Below are 18,459 nucleotides of genomic sequence, written 5' to 3'. Positions count from 1 at the left end.
TTTCATGCGCCCTTGCGCACATTGAGGATCAGCAGCGTCAGGACCCCGGCGACGATGCCCCAGAGTGCCGAGCCAATGGAAAACAGGGTCAGCCCTGATGCGGTGACCATGAAGGTGATGAGCGCCGCTTCCCGTTCCCTGGGTTCGTTCATGGCCACGGTCAGGCCGTTGATGAGCGAACCGAACAGCGCCAGTGCGGCAATCGAGAGCACCAGTTCCTTGGGAAAGGCCGCGAACAGTGCGGCCAGCGTCGCGCCGAAGATTCCGGCGACGCCATAGAAAACCCCGCACCAGACCGCTGCCGTATAGCGCTTGCTCTTGTCTTCATGGGCATTGGGGCTGGTGCAGATGGCGGCACTGATTGCCGCGAGGTTGAGCCCGTGGCAGCCAAAAGGTGCGGTCAGCAGCGAGGTGATGCCCGTTGCCGTGATCAGCGGTGAAGAGGGCGTGTGATAGCCATCGGCGCGCAGTACGGCAATGCCCGGCATGTTCTGGGAGGTCATCGCTACCACGAATAACGGAATGCTGATGCTGATGGTCGCTGCCAGTGAGAACGACGGTGTCGTCCAGACTGGCGTGGCCACTTCCAGAGTAACGTCATTGAAATTCAGCAACCCCAACAGGCTGGCGGCTGCGATGCCCACCACCAGTGACGCCAGTACTGAATAGCGCGGCGAGACTCGCTTGATCAGCAGGTAAGTGAAAAACATGGCCAGAACCAGGCTGGTTCGATGCTGGACGGCGATGAAGATGTCGCTGCCGATCTTGAACAGAATCCCGGCCAGCAATGCCGCGGCCAGCGAGGCGGGCAGGCGCTTGACCAGACGCTCGAAGCTGCCGGTCATGCCGCAGATGATCACCAGGATCGAGCAGGTGATGAATGCGCCGATGGCCTCCGGATACCCCACGCCACCCAGTGTGGTAATCAGCAATGCGGCGCCGGGAGTTGACCATGCCACGCTGATGGGCGTGCGATAGCGCAACGACAGGCCGATGCTGCACACCGCCATGCCGATGAACATCGACAAGAGCCAGGACGACATCTGGCCATTGCTGAGGCCTGCGGTCTGCCCGGCCTGGAGCATCAGTACCAGCGAGCTGGTGCAGCCGGTCATCATCGCGATGAAGCCGGCGACCACGGCCGAAGGCGATGAGTCTGCCAATGGGCGCAGTGGTGCCTTGAGGGTCTCGTTCATGCAGGGCTTTCCTTGAGCGGGCAGTTTGTGCGGTGTCGTTATTTTTGTATTCAGCGATCGATTGCGCCGGGCCGGAGCGTTTGCCCCAGCGCCTGGTTGACGGTCAGCCAGCCATCCACTGCCGCCTGACCTGCCTCAGCGAATACCCGTTGCAAGAGCTTCACCTGTTCGTGGCGCAGCGCCTGTTCGAACCTGATCCCTTCTTCAGTGAGCACCAGCAGGCGTTTGCGTTTGTCGGTGTCGGGCGTCGTGCTCTGTACCAGTTCCATGGCAATCAACTGGCGCAGTGGCACATTGAGCGCCTGTTTGCTGACGCCCAGTACCGTGAGCAGTTCTTTCACGCTTTGGTCGGGGTAGCGGGCGATGAAAAACACGATGCGCTGATGAACGCGGCTGAGCCCGCGCCGGGCCAGCATTTCATCGGCTTTGGCAGTAAATGCCTGATAGCCGAAAAAGAAGGCTTCCATGGCGATTTGCTGATTGGCAGGATTTTTAAGGTCAAGCATGTTGACGTATCCGGGCTTGGCGTCGTAATTTGAGTCAACAAGTTTGACGTATTTCCCTTTGACTCGGCTACAGGTAGTTGCCATGGCTTTCTCCGAACGCGTTACCCGCCTGAAAAGTTCATTGATTCGCGAAATCCTGGCTGCGGCACAGCGGCCTGAAGTGATGTCCTTTGCCGGTGGCTTGCCGGCCGAGTGCATGCTGCCAAAAGTGGAGTGGGCCGATATGCCCCTGACACTGGGGCAATACGGCATGAGCGAAGGCGAGCCTGAACTGCGCGAAGCCCTGGCTGCCGAGGCGCGGGCGCTGGGTGTTCCTTGTGAGGCCAGTCAGGTGCTGGTGGTCAGCGGTTCGCAGCAGACTCTGGACCTGGCCGCCAAGCTGTACATCGACAAAGGCACTGAAGTCCTGCTGGAAGCGCCGACCTATCTGGCGGCACTGCAAATCTTCCAGCTGTTCGGCGCCGATTGCCTGACGGTGCCGCTGCAGGCCGAAGGGCCGGACCTGATTGCCCTGCGCCAGCGTCTGGAGCAGCACAAGCCTGCGTTCGCCTACCTGATTCCGACTTTCCAGAATCCCTCGGCAGTGCGTTACAGCGAAGCCAGCCGCGATGCGGTCGCGGCCTTGCTCGATGAGTTCGGCGTGACGCTGATCGAAGACGAGCCCTATCGCGAACTGACTTTCGATGGTGGCAACGCGAAACCCATTGTCGCGCGCCTCAATAAGGCCAGCTGGATCTATACCGGAACCGTTTCCAAGACCTTGTTGCCGGGGTTGCGTGTCGGTTACCTGATTGCCAGCCCGGACCTGTTTCCGCATCTGCTGCGCCTGAAACAGTCGGCCGACCTGCACACCAACCGGATCGGTCAATGGCAGGCCTTGCAGTGGATCGGCACTGAACACTATCGTGAGCATCTGGCCGAGCTGCGCGAGTTCTACCGGCAGCGACGCAACGCATTCGAGGCGGCCTTGCAGGAGCATTTTGCCGATCTGGCCGACTGGAACAGCCCGCAAGGCGGGTTGTTCTTCTGGCTGACACTCAAGCAGAAGCTCGATACCCGCACCTTGCTGGATGCCGCCTTGTCTCAGGACGTGACGTTCATGCCGGGCGAACCGTTCTTCGCGGACCCCGACGTCAATCACGGGTATCTGCGGCTGAACTTCAGTCACATTGATCCGGCGCGTCTGGATGAGGGCCTGAAACGCCTGGCAGCAGTAATCCGCAAGGCCGTCACACGGCAAGCGGCCTGATCGATCCAGTACCGGGAATTGCAGAGGGAGCAGGGCGATGTACAAGGTTTACGGCGATTACAACTCAGGCAACTGCTACAAGATCAAACTGATGCTCAGCCTGTTGGGCAGCGAGTATCAATGGGTGCCCGTGGATATTCTCAAGGGCGAAACCGGGACCCCGGCGTTCCTGGAAAAGAACCCCAATGGCAAGATTCCGGTGCTTGAGCTCAGTGACGGCACCTGCCTGTGGGAGTCCAATGCGATTCTCAATTTCCTGGCCGATGGCAGTGCCTACCTGCCCGCTGAGCCGCGGCTGCGCACGCAGGTGCTGCAATGGCAGTTCTTCGAGCAGTACAGCCATGAGCCCGCGATTGCCGTGGCACGTTTCATTCAGTTCTATCTGGGGCTGCCTGAAGAGCGTCTGCATGAGTACCGCTCCCTGCAGAAATCCGGCTATCGCGCACTGGCGGTGATGGAGCAGCAGCTCAAGCGCACGCCGTTCCTGGTGGGCGACCATTTCTCCATCGCCGATATCACGCTGTATGCCTACACTCACGTGGCCCATCAGGGCGGTTTCGATCTGACACCGTACCCCGGCATTCAGCAATGGCTGGAGCGAGTCAAGGAGCAGCCCGGTTACGTGGGCATGCTGGATTGATCGGGCGCAAGAGAGGAGAGAGTTCCGTGAAATATTCCATCGCCGCCCTGGCCGCCGTCATGGCGCTGGGGATCGGTTGTTCGGCGCAGGCTCAGAATTGCAATGCCAATCAGACCAGCATGAATCAATGCGCGAGCAAGGATCTGTCCGCGCTCGATACGGAATTGAACCGCCAGTACAAGGCGCAGATGAGCTGGCTGAAAGACTCGGCCAGGAAGCAGGCGCTCAAGGACGCACAAGTCAAATGGATCGCCTTCCGCGACGCCGACTGTCTGTATCGGGTGGGAAAGGCCGAGGATTCCGGTTCGATCTGGCCTTTGCTGCAATCGCAGTGTCTGGCCGAGCATACCCGGGTGCGCGTGAAGGAATTGAAGGCGTATGTGGCGTGTCGCGAAGAAGGCTGCCCGCGCTGAGGCGGGCAGCCAGCAGCTTCAGATGTGACTGAAACGCTGATCCAGGTAGCCGATGATGGCCTTGGATTCATAAAGCCAGGTGGTCGTGTCGCCTTCCTGAATGCGCAGGCAGGGAACCTTGATCCTGCCGCCTTCGTTGAGCAGCGTCTGGCGATCGTTCTCGTTGTTCTTCGCATCCCGCAGGGCGACCGGAACATTGAGGCGGCGCAGGGTGCGGCGGGTCTTCACGCAGAACGGGCAGGCATGGAACTGATACAGGGTCAGATTCCGAGCGGCCTGATCGACGGCTGCCTGAGCCTGAGGCTCGCGTTTCTTCCGGGCCGGGCGGGTCAGGAAATCAGCGACGATGACGAGCTGGCCAAGGCCAACCCTGAGGGCTTTCATAAGCACGGTCAAACCTCTTGCGTGGCAGGCATTCAGGGGGCAAGTCCGCGCCAACAGGTAGCGCGGACGGCTGCACCTTACTTGATAAGGCTGAGGAATTCGCTGCGGGTGGCTGCGTTTTCACGGAACTCGCCCAGCATCACCGAAGTGATCATCGAGGAATTCTGTTTTTCCACGCCGCGCATCATCATGCACATGTGCTGGGCTTCGATGACCACTGCAACGCCCATGGCACCGGTAACTTCCTGGATGGCCGAGGCGATCTGGCGGCTCAGGTTTTCCTGGATCTGCAGGCGACGAGCGTACATGTCGACGATACGCGCCACTTTCGACAGGCCCAGGACCTTGCCGTTGGGGATGTAGGCTACATGCGCCTTGCCAATGAACGGCAGCAGGTGGTGCTCGCACAGCGAGTACAGTTCGATGTCCCTGACCATTACCATTTCGCTGGCGTCGGAGCTGAACAGCGCGCCGTTGGTCACTTCTTCGAGAGTCTGTTCATAACCACGACACAGGTACTGCATGGCTTTGGCTGCACGCTTGGGTGTGTCCAGCAGGCCTTCGCGCGAAACATCTTCGCCCAACTGACTCAATATGGCGGTGTAATTCTGTTCCAGTGTCACAGGAGTGTGTTTCCGTGTGGGTTTCGATAACGCGAAGGCACGGCCCTCGCCAAAGTCGCACATAATAACTTACACGTGCGGGCAGGTGTATGGCCGCTGCGCAAATCGGCGCATGAAGTCTGTTTGTAACGTTTTTCTTACTCTTTGGCTACCCGATTGCTACCCACTTCCCTCGTTGTCTGCGGTCAGAAGCAGCAGTAGTCAATCCCTGCGTTCTGAGAGAGTAAATCCGGATGTTGAGTCGAGTAGCAAAAATAGCGACGGTGATCGTCGTTCTGGCTTCGGTTTCGGGCTGCTGGCCGTTCTGGCCAGGCCCTGGTGGCCACGGTGGTGGAGGCGGCGGGCATCATCAGGGTGGTGGCGGCCCTGGCGGGCCGGGTGGTCCAAGCTTTGGTCCCGGTGGCGGCCCTCGCTGACGATCCGGTTCCGGGCAGTATCTGGACTGCCCGGCAACCCTCATTCGTCGCGGCCTTCCATCATGGTGCGTTTGAGCATGACGTAAACCGCGCCAGCGCCACCATGTTTGGCCATGCATGAGCAGAAGCCCAGCACTTGCGGGTGTTGACGCAGCCAGGTGTTGACGTGGCTCTTGATCATCGGGCGCTTGCCATCCAGACGCACAGCCTTGCCGTGAGTGACGCGCACGCAGCGGATTTCCAGCTTCGTGGCTTCGGCAAGAAACTCCCACAGGGTTTCCCTGGCCACTTCCACGCTCATGCCGTGCAGGTCCAGGCTGCCTTCAAAACTGATCTGGCCAAGCTTGAGCTTGCGCATCTGGCCTTCCTGCACGCCATCGCGAGACCAGTTCAATACATCTTCCGGACCGACGTCGATCACGAACTGATCGGACAGCCCGTCGACCGTAACCGAGTCGGTGCGCACTGTAGCTGACTGGCGCAGTCTGGCCAGCAGCTTGCGGTCGGTCTTTGGTTTACCGACATCGGCATGTTCGTGCTTGATGGGCTTGACGCCACGCGTCTCGTTTCTGAACAGGGAAAAATCGTCGTCTTGCATGGGGCCTCCGCGAAGGAGGCTAGTTTAACCCTGCCGCGCAACACGTCAGTCGTGTTTTTTCATCAGGTGTGCGGACATGCTCAATCCTTTTGCCCGGCGTCGACGTCGACGGCAGACTCGCCATAACCAGATGCCCAGATACAGCACCACAAGTCCCAGGCCGGCAATCACTGCCGCCCCCCCGGGTGTTGCATCCAGGTCGCCCAGTGCCTGGGGATGGCCGATCAGGCCGGAGGCACCTGCCATTATCAGCAATACGCCCAGAGTGACCAGCAAGGTGGCAATCGCGGTGCCGAAACGCGTGCGCCAATTGCCCGGGCCTCTGGGGCGCAAGCGACGTGCATCGAAACCGTCGGATATTTTCATGCCGATTTCCTCAGTGGTTATCGGCGCTATGACCCGGATGACGGGGTGTTGTTCCCCGTTGTGGCGAGAGAAGAGAGGTGAAAGGGATGGGCGGTTATGTGAAGTGATTCACACAACCACTCAGGTCGCCTGTTGTTCAGATCAGGTCTTTGGTCAGCGCCAGAGTGGCGAAGTTGTCTGCCATGATTGCCATTTCCGTGCGGTGTACGTCATGGGCGCTGACGTCGCCATTGGGGCCGGGCAGGTTGCGGGTGGCGCAGGCATCGTCCACCAGGGTGCAGCGATAGCCATAATCCTTGGTCGCACGCACGGTGGTGCTGATACTCGAATGGCTCATGAAACCGCAGATGATCAGGTCCAGATGACCCAGGCTCTGCAGCAGTTCATGCAGGCCGGTGCCGTTGAAGGCATTGGGCAGGCGTTTCTCCACCAGGTGTTCGTCGCCTTGAGGGACCAGTTCCGGGACCAGTTGGCCGCGCTCGCCTTGTGGATCGAACAGACCGCCCACGGTGCCGAGGTGACGTACGTGCACGATAGGGCATTTCACGGCGCGGGCTTTTGCCACCAGTTGGCCGATATTGTCCAGGGCTTCATGGATGCCTGTCAGGGCCAGAGGACCGCTGAGGTACTCTTTCTGGGCGTCGATGATAATCAGCGTGGCATTGCTCAGATTGGCCGGTGCATGAACACGGCCGCTGAGTTGAAACATGGTCTTTAAAGATGACATCCAGAGGGCTCCTTCGAGTGGGGCTTTTGCGTCATTGTCCTCTGGCTGAGCGATTCTGTGAATCTCAACAATCGCAGGCCCCGGTTTTGTTGGGCTGCAGGGCATTTTGTCGCGGCGCGGGATGGCGGTTTGCCTTGATGAAGGTCGGCTAATGGGGGAGACTTGCGAGTCTGCCAGATCGTTTTTTCCAGGAGCTTGTCCATGATCACCTCTCGTTTGCGCACCGTGCGTGACCATATCCGTTGGGCCGTCAGCCGCTTTCACGAGGAAGACGTGTTTTTCGGGCACGGGACCGACAACGCTTGGGACGAAGCGCGGCAACTGGTGCTCGGCGCCTTGCACCTGCCCTGGGAAATTGCCGACAGCTATCTGGATTGCCGCCTCGAAGTCGAGGAAATCTCCGAGTTGCAACGCCTGATCAAGCGCCGCATCGATGATCGCGTTCCGACGCCCTACCTGCTGGGCGAAGCATGGTTCTGCGGCATGTCGTTCATTGTCGACGATCGCGTACTGATTCCACGTTCACCGATTGCCGAATTGATCGAAGACCGTTTCGCGCCCTGGCTGGCCAGTGAGCCTGCCCGCATTCTGGACCTGTGCACTGGCTCTGGCTGCATCGGCATTGCCTGCGCCGACGAGTTCCCGCAAGCCGAAGTGGTATTGGCTGACCTTTCGTTCGAGGCCCTTGAAGTGGCCAACCAGAACATCGAGCGCCACGCCATGGACGATCGCGTCTATACCGTGCAGGGCGATGGTTTCGACGGCCTGCCGGGGCAGCGTTTCGACCTGATCGTGTCCAACCCGCCGTATGTCGATGCCGAAGATTTTGCCGACATGCCCCATGAATACCAGCACGAGCCTGAGCTTGCCCTGGCCTGCGGCAACGACGGTCTGAATCTGGTGCGCCGCATGCTGAGCGAGGCCGCCGATCACCTGACCGAAAAAGGGTTGTTGATTGTCGAGGTGGGCAACAGCCAGGTGCATGTCCAGGCGCTGTATCCGGAAGTGGATTTCGCCTGGCTGGACTTCCAGCGCGGTGGGCATGGGGTGTTCATGCTGACTGCCGAACAGTGCCGCGAACATCAGGCACTGTTTGCTTCAAAGGTCTGAAGCGGCATGAGCGGGGCTTCATGCCCCGCTTTCACAACTTAACGATGTGTCGCAATCCAGATCAGCAGTCCCGCCTGAAACACAGCAAAAGTCACCAGGCAAGCGATGGTAAAGCGCAGGCTGCTGTCTTCGCGCTTGTACTTGTTGACCCGGTCTTCATGGGCACGAATCACGACTTCCTGCTCGGTCAGATTCTTCTCGGCCTTTTCCAGCATCTGCGATGCTTCGAGGATTTCGATGATCTGCACCTTGTCATTGTTCCAGGTGCTGTGCAGGTTGCCGACGTGAACGTCCTTGATGCTGCCTTTCATATGCTGCGCATCGGCATAGATAACTTCAAAACCCAGGGTGCGCAGAAAGTGATCGCGGCGCAGGCGGGTGTCTTCGTTCAGGCCGTCCTTGCTTGCCAGCGCGACGCCTTCGATCTTGTAGGATGACCACTTCTTTTGTGCCCAGTGAACCGCATGGGCAATCAGGAAGCGTCCAAGACCGCGGTTCCAGGGCTCTATCTGCAACCCCGACTCCGGGCCGAAGCGCACCATATGTTTCTGGTGATCGACCCAGATATCCAGGTTGTTCTGTTCCTTGCGTACCCGCTGCCCCGGCAACTGGATATTGATGCGCAGCAGGCTCAGTTCCTTGCTGTGGCGTTCGGCACGGCCGAACTGCACGAAACGCAGCGGCCGTCCGCCGGTTGCACGGTCGGTCGGCAACGGCGAAAGGCGAAGCATCTGGAAGCTTTCGGGCACCACGTCTTCCCAGGGCTGGGGCGGCAGCGCTTCGGCTTCGGGTTTTTCAGGGGCTTCGGCTTTTTCGGTCACGGTATTTGTATCAGTCATTCACGATGATCCTGTCCATGGCCTTGTGCAGCAAACACAATGCCAGCACACCCCTATCGGCAGGTTTTCCCAAGTCTGAAGGGGCGGGTGGTTTTGTTGACGTCAAATCTTTCGTTCAATCTGCGGGTAACGCACCGATAAAGCGCAGGATGTGCGCCGAAAGCTCGCTCGACAGTGGCAGGGTCGGGTTTCTGTAGGATTGCAGTTGTTTTTCCAGATCGTCGGGGACGATGCGCAATACGTGATTCATGCCGTCGATCAGTGCCAGTTCTGCATCGGGCCGGGCTTTTTTCAGGATCAGGGCATCACCGACGCTGACCTGGATATCGTTGCGTCCCTGAATGATCAGCGCTGGCATTTGCAGCTTGCCGAACGCGGCAGCCGGGTCCTGACGGAACAGCGATATCAGATAGGGCTGCACACTGGGCCTGAATACGACTTCCAGATCTTCTGGCACCTTGTCGTCGGTCTTGCCTGCCTTCAGTTCATCAAGCAACTGATTGCTGCGTTGCAAAAGCGCTGGCGGCAAGCGCTCGCGAAACTGTTCACGCAGCACCTGATCCACCGGACGACCCGTGCCAGCGACGGAAATCACCGCACGCGCACCTGCCTTTTCAGCCGCCAGCGACGCAACCAGCGCGCCTTCGCTATGGCCCAGCAGAATCAAGGAGCCAAGACGCGGGTTGGCCTTGAGCTTTTGCGCCCAGGACTGGACATCGGCGACATAGCCTTCGACGCTCAGGTCGCGTTCATTCGGGGTTGCAGCCTTGCTGGCCGCGACGCCGCGCTTGTCATAGCGCACGCTGGCAATATTGTTCTTGGCCAGGATTATGGCCAGACGCTTCATGCTGTCGTTGCGTCCGCCTTCGGGGTTATTGCCGTCACGATCGGTCGGGCCGGAGCCGGCAATGATCAACACCACGGGCACGGGTTTTGTGGATTGTGGTAGCAGAAGGGTGCCGAACAGTTTTCCATTGTTCGTGTCGACACTGATCGGGCGTTGCACGACGGTGGGGGATGCTGCGTTGGCCACGCCTGCCAGCATGCACAGTGCCAGGGCCAGCATGCGCAGGGCGTTCAGGGCTCGAATCGGGGGAGTGCCAGGTAGCATCGTAAGGCCATCATTGGTTCAGGTTTCGCTTTGACGCGCGCCGTTGCATAAGGTTCGAGGATGAACTGCGCGTTCAGCCTGCGTATACTGGCGTGCTTGATTGATTCGATCTGGTTTTTTGGCTGATTTCTCGGAGCGCCCGCATGTCCGGCAATACTTTCGGCAAGCTGTTCACTGTCACCACCGCCGGCGAAAGCCATGGCCCGGCGTTGGTCGCTATCGTCGACGGCTGCCCGCCGGGGTTCGAGCTGTCCCTGGAAGACTTGCAGCGTGATCTGGATCGTCGCAAGCCCGGTACCAGTCGTCACACGACCCAGCGCCAGGAAGCCGATGAGGTGGAAATCCTCTCTGGTGTGTTCGAGGGCAAGACCACCGGCGCGTCCATCGGCCTGCTGATCCGCAATACCGACCAGAAGTCCAAGGATTACTCGGCGATCAAGGACCTTTTTCGTCCGGCCCATGCCGACTACACCTACCACCACAAGTACGGCATCCGCGACTATCGCGGCGGCGGTCGCAGTTCGGCGCGTGAAACCGCCATGCGTGTGGCAGCCGGCGCAATCGCCAAGAAGTACCTGGCGACCCAGGGCATCGTCATTCGTGGCTACATGAGCCAGCTTGGCCCGATCCAGATTCCGTTCAAGACCTGGGATTCGGTCGAGCAGAACGCCTTTTTCTGCCCGGACCCGGACAAGGTGCCTGAACTGGAAGCCTACATGGACCAGTTGCGTCGCGACCAGGATTCGGTAGGCGCAAAGATCACCGTGGTGGCCGAAGGCGTGAAACCGGGTCTGGGCGAGCCGATCTTCGACCGTCTGGACGCCGAACTGGCCCATGCGCTGATGAGCATCAACGCCGTCAAAGGCGTGGAAATCGGCGCAGGTTTTGACTGTGTGGCCCAGCGCGGCACCGAGCATCGCGACGAACTGACGCCGGAAGGCTTCCTGTCCAATCAGGCGGGCGGCATTCTGGGTGGCATTTCTTCCGGCCAGCCGATCATTGCGCATCTGGCGCTCAAGCCGACCTCCAGCATTACTACGCCGGGTCGCTCCATCGATGTCGATGGCAATCCGGTTGAGCTCATCACCAAGGGTCGTCATGACCCTTGCGTGGGCATTCGCGCCACGCCTATTGCCGAAGCGATGATGGCCATCGTGCTGCTGGATCACCTGTTGCGTCATCGCGGGCAAAACGCTGACGTAAACGTCGATACGCCTGTATTGGGCCAGCTGTAATGAGCGGTGCCACTGCGGTCACTGATCGTGGATGACTGACGTGGCGCCACTGCCTGCCGGGCAGCTTCCTTATTGGCGGCTGTCGGGTTTTTACATTTTCTACTTTGCCTTGCTGGGCTCGGCGGCTCCCTTTCTGTCGCTGTATTTCCACCATCTGGGGTTTTCCAGTGCGCGGATTGGCGAACTGGTCGCCATCCCGATGCTGACGCGCTGCATCGCGCCCAATCTATGGGGCTGGCTGGGTGATCATACGGGCCAGCGGCTGTTGATCGTGCGCCTGGGTGCGCTCTGCACCTTGCTGGCGTTCTCGCTGATTCTGGTCGACAAGAGCTACGCCTGGCTGGCCATGGTCATGGTGCTGTACTCGTTCTTCTGGCATGCCATCCTGCCGCAGTTTGAAGTCATCACCCTGGCGCATCTGTGCGATCAGCCTTCGCGCTACAGCCAGATCCGGGTCTGGGGCTCGGTGGGCTTTATCCTGGCAGTGGTCGCGCTCGGAAGTGTGTTCGAGCAGTTCAGTCTGGACCTGTTTCCCCATATGCTGCTGATCATCATGGCCGGTATCGCGATCAGCAGTTGGTGGGTGCCCAATGCGCAGCCGCGGGTTTCGGCACAGCCACTGGATGCTGGCGGTTTTATCAGGCAACTGACCCGTCCCAGCGTGCTGGTCTTTTATGTCTGTGTGGCCTTGATGCAGCTCAGCCATGGGCCGTATTACACCTTCCTGACCTTGCATCTGGAGCAGTTGGGTTACAGTCGCGGTGTGATCGGCATGCTCTGGGCAGTGGGGGTCGTGGCCGAAGTCCTGATGTTCATGGGTATGAGCCGCATACTGCAGCGTTTTTCTGTGCGTCAGGTGCTGATGGCGAGCTTTCTGCTGGCCTCGCTGCGCTGGTTGCTGCTGGGCAGTTTTGCCGATCATCTGCTGGCGCTGCTGGTTATCCAGCTCATGCACGCAGCAACCTTTGGCAGTTTTCACGCGGCTGCCATCCATTTCGTGCAACGTAGCTTCGGTTCGCGCCAGCAAGGTCAGGGGCAGGCGTTGTATGCCGCCCTGTCCGGAGTGGGCGGCGCGCTGGGAGCGTTGTACTCCGGTTACAGCTGGAATGCGCTCGGGCCGTTCTGGACATTTGCCATCGCCAGCCTTGCGGCATTGGCGGCAGCCGTCATGATTGCGACACCAAAGAAAGAGGAGGGTGCATGACCCGCGAACAACTCAGCCTGGAAATCATCGAAGCCGGGCGTTTCCTGTATGGACGCGGCTGGTCGCCAGCCACCAGCAGCAACTATTCCGTGCGCCTGTCCGCCACCGAAGCGCTGTTGACGGTGTCCGGCAAGCACAAGGGCCAGCTGGGCATCGATGATGTTCTGGCTACCGACCTGGCCGGCAACAGCCTTGAGCCCGGCAAGAAGCCTTCCGCCGAAACCCTGCTGCACACCCAGCTTTACAGTTGCAAGCCTGAAGTGGGCGCGGTGCTGCATACGCACTCGGTCAATGCGACCGTCCTGTCACGGCTGACCGACGCCGATCATCTGGTGTTCGAGGATTACGAGCTGCAAAAGGCTTTTGCCGGCGTGGTCACCCATGAATCCCGGGTGGTGGTGCCGATCTTCGATAACGATCAGGATATTGCTCGCCTGGCCTCGAAGGTTCAGCCTTGGCTGGACGCTCATCCCGACTGTGCCGGTTACCTGATTCGCGGGCACGGCCTGTATACCTGGGGAGCGAAGATGAATGATGCGCTGCGTCAGATCGAAGCTTTCGAGTTTCTGTTCGAGTGCGAGCTGAAAACCCGTACGGTCCTGAATCGTTGACCTTTTAACCGTTAATCAGGAAACCCAGCCTGAACGGCCTGTAAAAGCCGGGGGCCTGTTTCCAGCCGAGGAATTACGCCATGAGCTGCCTGTCCGTTTACCACGTTTCCAGCCCTGAAGTGCCCAACAAGGTCCTGACCCACCTGGAAGATATCGCGTCGACCCTGGCCGAGCACGGTGTCGCTTTCGACCGCTGGCAGGCATCTGCACCGATTACGCCGGGCGCCAGTCAGGAAGAAGTGATCAGCGCCTATCGCACCCAGATCGACAAGCTGATGACCGAGCGCGGTTATGTCACTGTCGATGTGGTCAGCCTCAACAGTGACCACCCGCAAAAGGCTGAACTGCGCGCCAAGTTTCTTGAAGAGCATCGCCATGGCGAAGACGAAGTGCGTTTCTTTGTCGCCGGGCGTGGCCTGTTTACCCTGCATATCGATGATTACGTCTATGCCGTGCTCTGCGAAAAGAACGACCTGATCTCGGTGCCCGCCGGAACCCGGCACTGGTTCGACATGGGCGAAAACCCGCATTTCGTCGCGATTCGCCTGTTCAACAACCCGGAAGGCTGGGTAGCGAACTTCACCGGAGAAGATATCGCCGGCCGTTTTCCGCGGCTGGATGACTGATCAATTACACATTGCAGGAGCGCACCCGGCCGTGCGCCCAATGTTTCAAACACAGGAGCCCGTCCCAGATGTCCATCAAAGTTATCCTTACGGATATCGAAGGCACCACCAGTGCAGTGAGCTTCGTGTTCGATGTGCTGTTCCCGTTCGCTGCCAAGCATTTGCCCGATTTTGTCCATCAGCAGGCGGACAAACCTTCGGTGGCCGCCCAGTTGCAGGCCGTGCGCCAGGAAAGCAACGAGCCTGATGCGGATGTCGAGCGGGTTATCGAAATCCTCCTCGACTGGATTGCCCAGGACCGCAAGGCCACGCCACTGAAGGCCTTGCAGGGCATGGTCTGGGAGCAGGGCTATAACGCCGGGCAACTCAAGGGGCATGTCTACCCGGATGCCGTCGAAGCCCTCAAGCGCTGGTATGAGGAGGGTTATAAACTTTACGTTTATTCCTCCGGCTCGATTCAGGCTCAGCAACTGATTTTCGGGTGTTCAGAGGCGGGCGATCTGTCTGGCTTGTTCAGTGGTTATTTCGACACCACGTCCGGCCCCAAGCGCGAAGAGCAATCCTATCGCACCATCACCACCGCCATCGGCTGCCCGGCCGAAGAGATTCTGTTTCTGTCGGACATCGTCGAAGAACTTGATGCCGCCCGAGCAGCAGGCATGGCGACATGCGGTCTGGTACGCGCTGGCGGCGAACTGCCGGGGCATGTATCCGTGACGGATTTCGCCGCGATTGCTCCCCAAAAGTTTTAAGCAATAATACCCATTGTTCTTCGCGAATGAATTCGCTCCCACTTCAGGGAGCGAAGGCGCCAATAAACTCGCTTCTGCACCCTCATTCTTTGCTGATCTGTCATCCCCGTCTTGCTTTCAGGTAGGCTCGTGCCTGTCTGCTTGTGCATAAATCCTGTTTGTTTTAGCCCTCGATTTTAAACGCAATTATTCGTGTAATTTCTGGCGGCCATTCCCCCTGATTGATCAAAAACAGCAACTGTGCATACCGAGGGGGCGCAACAGGAGCGGCAGCGATGTGCAGTGCCAGGACAGTAAATACAACGATGGGTTTATTGATACAGCAGATGGTCAGCAGTATTGCCGAGGACGATGGTCAGGTGGCTATCGAAAATGCACTTCAGTGGCTCAGGCAGGAGTGCCGGTGTGAGCGGGCAATGTTCTATCAGTTCAAGGGCCCGTTATTGCTGACGTTCATCACTTCCAATGTCGAGGATGTCTGGGGAGATATCTATCGAAACCATCGCATGCTGACGGAAGATCCGGTTATTCGTTGTTATCGCAATACACAGGGCTTTGTCGATTGGCGCGAGGCGTTCAAGCAGTATCAGGCGCCTGATTGCTACAACGCCGCGGTTGAGGCCTGCCAATTGCTGCCGGCCTTGTCCTACGGGTACTCCAGCCATTGTCGGGGTGTCAGTGGTGTGACTTCGGTATGTACCTTGAGCGCGATGCAGCGTGCCACTACCACCGAGGACCGATACCTGCTGAGCAGTCTGGTCCCTGTGCTTCATACGGTCGGCAGGGGAACCCGATTCCGTTCCCATGGCCTTACTGTGAAGGAGCTGGAAATCCTGCAGTGGGCACGTGATGGCAAGACGGCCTGGGAAATTGCCTTGATCCGCGAGGTGTCCGAGGCCACGATCAAATATCACTTCAAGATGATCTACAGCAAGCTCGGGGTCGCCAATCGGGCTCAGGCCGTGGGGGAGGCTCTGTGTCGAGGCCTGATCAAATGAGCAAAAAAAACCGCGAGAACAAGAATGTTGTCGCGGATAACAAGGGAGGAGGTTGCCGCCGATTGCAGTCGGCGGCTGGATGCAGGAGGAAGCGTGTGATCAGCGGGTGTGATAGGTCGGCAGGTCAAAACGTTGCTGGCTTTGCAGCATCGTGATGGCAGGCAAATCACTGGCCTGGGCTGCCAGGTCACGGCGAATCGCGCTGATGACCCACTCAAGCTGAACAGGCGTGTGCAGTTGTGCGTAAGAGATGGAACGGCGGATCTGTTTGCCTTCGTTATCGCGCAAGGACAGGAGCACACCACCGTCAGGACGAGGCTGAGTGGTCACGGTGTAGCTGGAGAATACGGATGCGAATTTTTCTTGGATAAAAGACATGTCTAGCGGCTCCATTGCTCACGGGATAACAAACCTGCAAGTACTGTTGCAGCGTCCATGCCAGCGTTTGCGTTTTATTAAAATCCTTTAAAATCAATGGCTTGAAAATATGATGTTTTTCATCTTTCGTGCAATTTGCATGAATGGCCATCGTGCATCCTGCATTTTGCTGGTTGTGGCCACCGTGGATGCAGGCGGGAATATTTTCCTATGAGACGCATAGCTTGACCTGTGGCCCTCATCTGACAAGACTTGGGCTCATTGTATCGAGCGCCATTAGTGGCATTGAGGGAGAAACCTATGACCGATCCAGGCACCCATGCCCCGAAAACCATGACGGATGATGAAGCCGCCGAGTTCGCCGAGCAGGTTTTCGAAGTCGCCCGGCAAGGTGATGCACTGATGTTGAGTCGGCTGCTGGAGAAGGGGCTGCCTGTCAATCTGCGCAATCACAAGGGCGATACACTGCTGATGCTCGCCAGTTACTACGGCCAGCAGGAAGCCGTGCGTGTGCTGCTTGAACACAAGGCCGACCCGCACATCCGTAATGACAATGGCCAGAGCCCGATTGCCGGTGCTGCGTTCAAGGGTGATCTTGCGGTCGTCAAACTTCTTGTCGAGTCGGGTGCGGATGTGGAGGGTGCTTCGGCGGACGGTCGGACTGCCCTGATGATGGCTGCGATGTTCAACCGTAGCGAAATCGTCGATTACCTGATCGGAAAGGGTGCCAACCCCCATGCCCGCGACGCCAAGGGCGTCAACGCCCTGGCGGCTGCCCAGGCGATGGGCGCAACGGAAACCGCCGCTCAGTTGAGCAAACTGATGGTTTAGCGCGCTGATCCTGAATCGATAGAGGTGTGCAGCGTTTCCCGTTATCCTGCGCGCCTCGTTTTTGCCTCTATCAGGATCTCCCCCATGAAAGACTCCCTCATTGAATTAATCAGCAAAATCAGTTCGGGCTGCATGGGGGAAGACGAGATCGCAGGCATCGCCGCCGAAGCCGCTCAGGCTTACGCGGACCCCGAAGCCTTTCTGGCAGCCAATCCGGATATCAACTACGACGATACGTTTCCCATTCCTCTGGGCGAGTGGGTAGTGGTCGGTAGCTTGCCGGAAACCGTGCTGTTCCAGGCGGACACTTACATGGATCTGTTCGAGCAGATCGTGCAGTCGTTCGGCAAGGATGTATCTTTCAACATCAAGCCAAAGCAACTGGCCAAGGTGGAGGCTTTGACCGCCCTCAACCGTATCCAGATCCAGCTCAGCAGCATGAACAAGGAAATGGGCGGCTACGTGCTTGTGGATTTCAGCCAGCCGCTGGACGACGAACTTCAGGCGGTGCTGGTCTACGGCTGTGATGAGGCGCGAGTGCTGGAGCTGGCGGCTACTGTCGGCATCCATGCTGCATCGTCATTGCAGGCGCTCAAAGCCAACGCCTAACCCAGGGCTGTATCCAGGAACATCATGACCCCGAAGCCCAGCATCAGGCCCAGTGTGGCTGAGGTCTGGTGACCATTGCGGTGGGTTTCCGGGATGACTTCGTGGGACACCACGAAAATCATCGCACCTGCTGCCAGACCAAGGCTCAGCGGGTAGGCAATCGCAAAACCGCTGGAAATCCCCAGGCCGACCAGCGAGCCCAGGGGCTCCATCAGGCCTGAGCCGATTGCCACCAGCATGGCCTTGAATGCCGAAAGGCCGGTTGCCCGTAACGCCAGGGCAATTGCCAGACCTTCGGGAATATCCTGGATGGCAATGGCGGTGGTCAGTGGCATGCCCACATTCATGTCGCCGCCGGCAAAGCTGACGCCAATGGCCATGCCTTCCGGCAGGTTGTGCAGGGTGATTGCCAGCACGAACAGCCAGACCCTGTTGATACGGTCGGAATCAGGTCCCTGTCGACCGACGCTTTCGTGCTCATGGGGTGTGAATCGGTCCAGGCCGAGCATCAACAGCACCCCAAGTCCCAGGCCCGAAACCACGGTGGCAGCCGCGAGCGGGCCATTGCCGGTAATCTCCCGGGCTGCGGCCAGCCCCGGCAAAATCAGCGAAAAGGAGCTGGCGGCCAGCATCATTCCGGCAGCAAAACCGAGCATGATGTCCTGGGTTCGCTGGCTGATGTTGCGGAAGGCGACAGCCATGACCGCACCCAGCGCCGTGGCCCCGAAACCTGCCGAGCCGCCGATCAGGGCGTAGGTCAGATTGCTCTGATTGGTCCCGAAGAAGGCGTTATAGAGACTGGCGGCCCCCAGGCCCAGCACGATGATCAGCGCCAGGATAAATCCCAGGCTTACCAGCGGGCTGGTCTGCAGTTGAGCCGACCATGTCGCCCAGAGTGTGCGGGGTTGAAGGGGTGTTTGCATGGAGGACGACCTGTCTGGAAACATGATTCAAAGGATAGCGGACTCAGTTTCCGAGCATGAAAATATGCGGTTGGTTCAATGGAGCTGACTATTCTCTATTCCGTCATTACTCAA

At 58.8% G+C, this 18,459-nt stretch carries 24 protein-coding genes; 13 read left to right on the top strand and 11 right to left on the bottom strand.

Features of this window, described 5'->3' with window-relative positions; translation table 11 throughout:
• Nucleotides 1-2 precede the first annotated feature (2 nt).
• Entirely contained in the window at nt 3-1,196 is a 1,194-nt protein-coding gene (locus tag CKW23_RS22910; RefSeq protein ID WP_025259351.1) for a benzoate/H(+) symporter BenE family transporter, read from the bottom strand.
• 50 nt (nt 1,197-1,246) lie between these two features.
• The gene (locus CKW23_RS22905) at nt 1,247-1,702 is read right to left on the bottom strand and encodes a MarR family winged helix-turn-helix transcriptional regulator (protein ID WP_025259352.1); all 456 of its coding nucleotides are present in this window, start codon (nt 1,700-1,702) and stop codon (nt 1,247-1,249) included.
• 82 nt (nt 1,703-1,784) lie between these two features.
• Here CKW23_RS22905 and CKW23_RS22900 point away from each other — a divergent pair, with 82 nt between their 5' ends.
• Genes CKW23_RS22900 through CKW23_RS22890 form a run of 3 tightly spaced genes read left to right on the top strand, consistent with a single transcriptional unit; the run spans nt 1,785 to nt 4,004 of the window.
• Nucleotides 1,785-2,951, top strand: coding sequence for a PLP-dependent aminotransferase family protein (locus tag CKW23_RS22900; RefSeq protein ID WP_025259353.1), 1,167 nt, complete (start codon nt 1,785-1,787; stop codon nt 2,949-2,951).
• Nucleotides 2,952-2,988: 37 nt separating this feature from the next.
• Complete coding sequence (locus tag CKW23_RS22895) at nt 2,989-3,591, top strand: glutathione S-transferase family protein (protein WP_095068386.1); 603 nt, start codon at nt 2,989-2,991, stop codon at nt 3,589-3,591.
• 59 nt (nt 3,592-3,650) lie between these two features.
• Nucleotides 3,651-4,004, top strand: coding sequence for a lysozyme inhibitor LprI family protein (locus CKW23_RS22890; RefSeq protein WP_371856591.1), 354 nt, complete (start codon nt 3,651-3,653; stop codon nt 4,002-4,004).
• 18 nt (nt 4,005-4,022) lie between these two features.
• On the opposite strand, the gene CKW23_RS22885 is transcribed toward CKW23_RS22890, so the two are convergent.
• The gene (locus CKW23_RS22885) at nt 4,023-4,394 is read right to left on the bottom strand and encodes a glutaredoxin (RefSeq protein ID WP_025259356.1); all 372 of its coding nucleotides are present in this window, start codon (nt 4,392-4,394) and stop codon (nt 4,023-4,025) included.
• Nucleotides 4,395-4,465: 71 nt separating this feature from the next.
• Complete coding sequence (folE, locus tag CKW23_RS22880; protein ID WP_025259357.1) at nt 4,466-5,011, bottom strand: GTP cyclohydrolase I FolE; 546 nt, start codon at nt 5,009-5,011, stop codon at nt 4,466-4,468.
• 233 nt (nt 5,012-5,244) lie between these two features.
• Between folE and CKW23_RS22875 the strand changes: the two genes are divergently transcribed.
• On the top strand, nt 5,245-5,427 hold the full coding sequence (locus CKW23_RS22875; RefSeq protein WP_095068384.1) for a hypothetical protein: 183 nt from the start codon (nt 5,245-5,247) through the stop codon (nt 5,425-5,427).
• Between the two features lie 40 nt (nt 5,428-5,467).
• On the opposite strand, the gene CKW23_RS22870 is transcribed toward CKW23_RS22875, so the two are convergent.
• The 3 genes from CKW23_RS22870 to CKW23_RS22860 form a co-directional block, all read right to left on the bottom strand.
• A complete protein-coding gene (locus CKW23_RS22870; protein WP_025259358.1) occupies nt 5,468-6,025 on the bottom strand; it encodes a Smr/MutS family protein in 558 nt (185 codons plus the stop codon).
• Between the two features lie 45 nt (nt 6,026-6,070).
• Complete coding sequence (locus CKW23_RS22865) at nt 6,071-6,391, bottom strand: hypothetical protein (RefSeq protein ID WP_025259359.1); 321 nt, start codon at nt 6,389-6,391, stop codon at nt 6,071-6,073.
• 136 nt (nt 6,392-6,527) lie between these two features.
• Complete coding sequence (locus tag CKW23_RS22860; protein WP_025259360.1) at nt 6,528-7,118, bottom strand: cysteine hydrolase family protein; 591 nt, start codon at nt 7,116-7,118, stop codon at nt 6,528-6,530.
• A gap of 201 nt (nt 7,119-7,319) precedes the next feature.
• Here CKW23_RS22860 and prmB point away from each other — a divergent pair, with 201 nt between their 5' ends.
• Nucleotides 7,320-8,228, top strand: coding sequence for a 50S ribosomal protein L3 N(5)-glutamine methyltransferase (gene prmB, locus CKW23_RS22855; protein ID WP_025259361.1), 909 nt, complete (start codon nt 7,320-7,322; stop codon nt 8,226-8,228).
• Nucleotides 8,229-8,266: 38 nt separating this feature from the next.
• Here the strand turns inward: prmB and CKW23_RS22850 are convergent, their stop codons facing one another.
• Nucleotides 8,267-9,067: a hypothetical protein gene (locus CKW23_RS22850; RefSeq protein WP_025259362.1), complete on the bottom strand. Its 801-nt coding sequence runs from the start codon at nt 9,065-9,067 to the stop codon at nt 8,267-8,269.
• 115 nt (nt 9,068-9,182) lie between these two features.
• Complete coding sequence (locus tag CKW23_RS22845; RefSeq protein ID WP_038399778.1) at nt 9,183-10,178, bottom strand: alpha/beta hydrolase; 996 nt, start codon at nt 10,176-10,178, stop codon at nt 9,183-9,185.
• 143 nt (nt 10,179-10,321) lie between these two features.
• Between CKW23_RS22845 and aroC the strand changes: the two genes are divergently transcribed.
• The 6 genes from aroC (at nt 10,322) to CKW23_RS22815 (ending at nt 15,604) form a co-directional block, all read left to right on the top strand.
• A complete protein-coding gene (gene aroC, locus CKW23_RS22840; protein WP_025259363.1) occupies nt 10,322-11,413 on the top strand; it encodes a chorismate synthase in 1,092 nt (363 codons plus the stop codon).
• Between the two features lie 31 nt (nt 11,414-11,444).
• On the top strand, nt 11,445-12,617 hold the full coding sequence (locus CKW23_RS22835; protein WP_038399779.1) for an MFS transporter: 1,173 nt from the start codon (nt 11,445-11,447) through the stop codon (nt 12,615-12,617).
• Nucleotides 12,614-13,228 carry a methylthioribulose 1-phosphate dehydratase gene (locus CKW23_RS22830; RefSeq protein WP_025259365.1) on the top strand — a complete coding sequence of 205 codons (615 nt, stop codon included), beginning with the start codon at nt 12,614-12,616 and terminating at the stop codon, nt 13,226-13,228. The genes CKW23_RS22835 and CKW23_RS22830 overlap by 4 nt, the downstream gene beginning before the upstream one ends.
• A gap of 80 nt (nt 13,229-13,308) precedes the next feature.
• A complete protein-coding gene (locus CKW23_RS22825; RefSeq protein WP_025259366.1) occupies nt 13,309-13,854 on the top strand; it encodes an acireductone dioxygenase in 546 nt (181 codons plus the stop codon).
• A 68-nt stretch (nt 13,855-13,922) separates the two neighbouring features.
• Nucleotides 13,923-14,606: an acireductone synthase gene (mtnC, locus tag CKW23_RS22820; protein WP_025259367.1), complete on the top strand. Its 684-nt coding sequence runs from the start codon at nt 13,923-13,925 to the stop codon at nt 14,604-14,606.
• A gap of 275 nt (nt 14,607-14,881) precedes the next feature.
• Nucleotides 14,882-15,604 carry a LuxR family transcriptional regulator gene (locus tag CKW23_RS22815; protein ID WP_025259368.1) on the top strand — a complete coding sequence of 241 codons (723 nt, stop codon included), beginning with the start codon at nt 14,882-14,884 and terminating at the stop codon, nt 15,602-15,604.
• A gap of 99 nt (nt 15,605-15,703) precedes the next feature.
• On the opposite strand, the gene CKW23_RS22810 is transcribed toward CKW23_RS22815, so the two are convergent.
• Nucleotides 15,704-15,982, bottom strand: a complete 279-nt coding sequence (locus CKW23_RS22810) for a DUF3509 domain-containing protein (RefSeq protein ID WP_025259369.1) — start codon at nt 15,980-15,982, stop codon at nt 15,704-15,706.
• Nucleotides 15,983-16,282: 300 nt separating this feature from the next.
• Here CKW23_RS22810 and CKW23_RS22805 point away from each other — a divergent pair, with 300 nt between their 5' ends.
• Together CKW23_RS22805 and CKW23_RS22800 are read left to right on the top strand one after the other, a co-directional pair.
• The gene (locus tag CKW23_RS22805) at nt 16,283-16,813 is read left to right on the top strand and encodes an ankyrin repeat domain-containing protein (RefSeq protein WP_025259370.1); all 531 of its coding nucleotides are present in this window, start codon (nt 16,283-16,285) and stop codon (nt 16,811-16,813) included.
• An 84-nt stretch (nt 16,814-16,897) separates the two neighbouring features.
• Nucleotides 16,898-17,422 carry a hypothetical protein gene (locus tag CKW23_RS22800; RefSeq protein WP_025259371.1) on the top strand — a complete coding sequence of 175 codons (525 nt, stop codon included), beginning with the start codon at nt 16,898-16,900 and terminating at the stop codon, nt 17,420-17,422.
• On the opposite strand, the gene CKW23_RS22795 is transcribed toward CKW23_RS22800, so the two are convergent.
• Nucleotides 17,419-18,345: a ZIP family metal transporter gene (locus CKW23_RS22795; protein ID WP_025259372.1), complete on the bottom strand. Its 927-nt coding sequence runs from the start codon at nt 18,343-18,345 to the stop codon at nt 17,419-17,421. The genes CKW23_RS22800 and CKW23_RS22795 overlap by 4 nt on opposite strands.
• Nucleotides 18,346-18,459 lie beyond the last annotated feature (114 nt).

The sequence above is a fragment of the Pseudomonas sp. Irchel 3A18 genome, assembly GCF_900187465.1.
GTDB classification, from domain to species: Bacteria; Pseudomonadota; Gammaproteobacteria; order Pseudomonadales; family Pseudomonadaceae; genus Aquipseudomonas; species Aquipseudomonas cichorii.
This window is presented reverse-complemented; position numbering and strand designations above follow the sequence as displayed.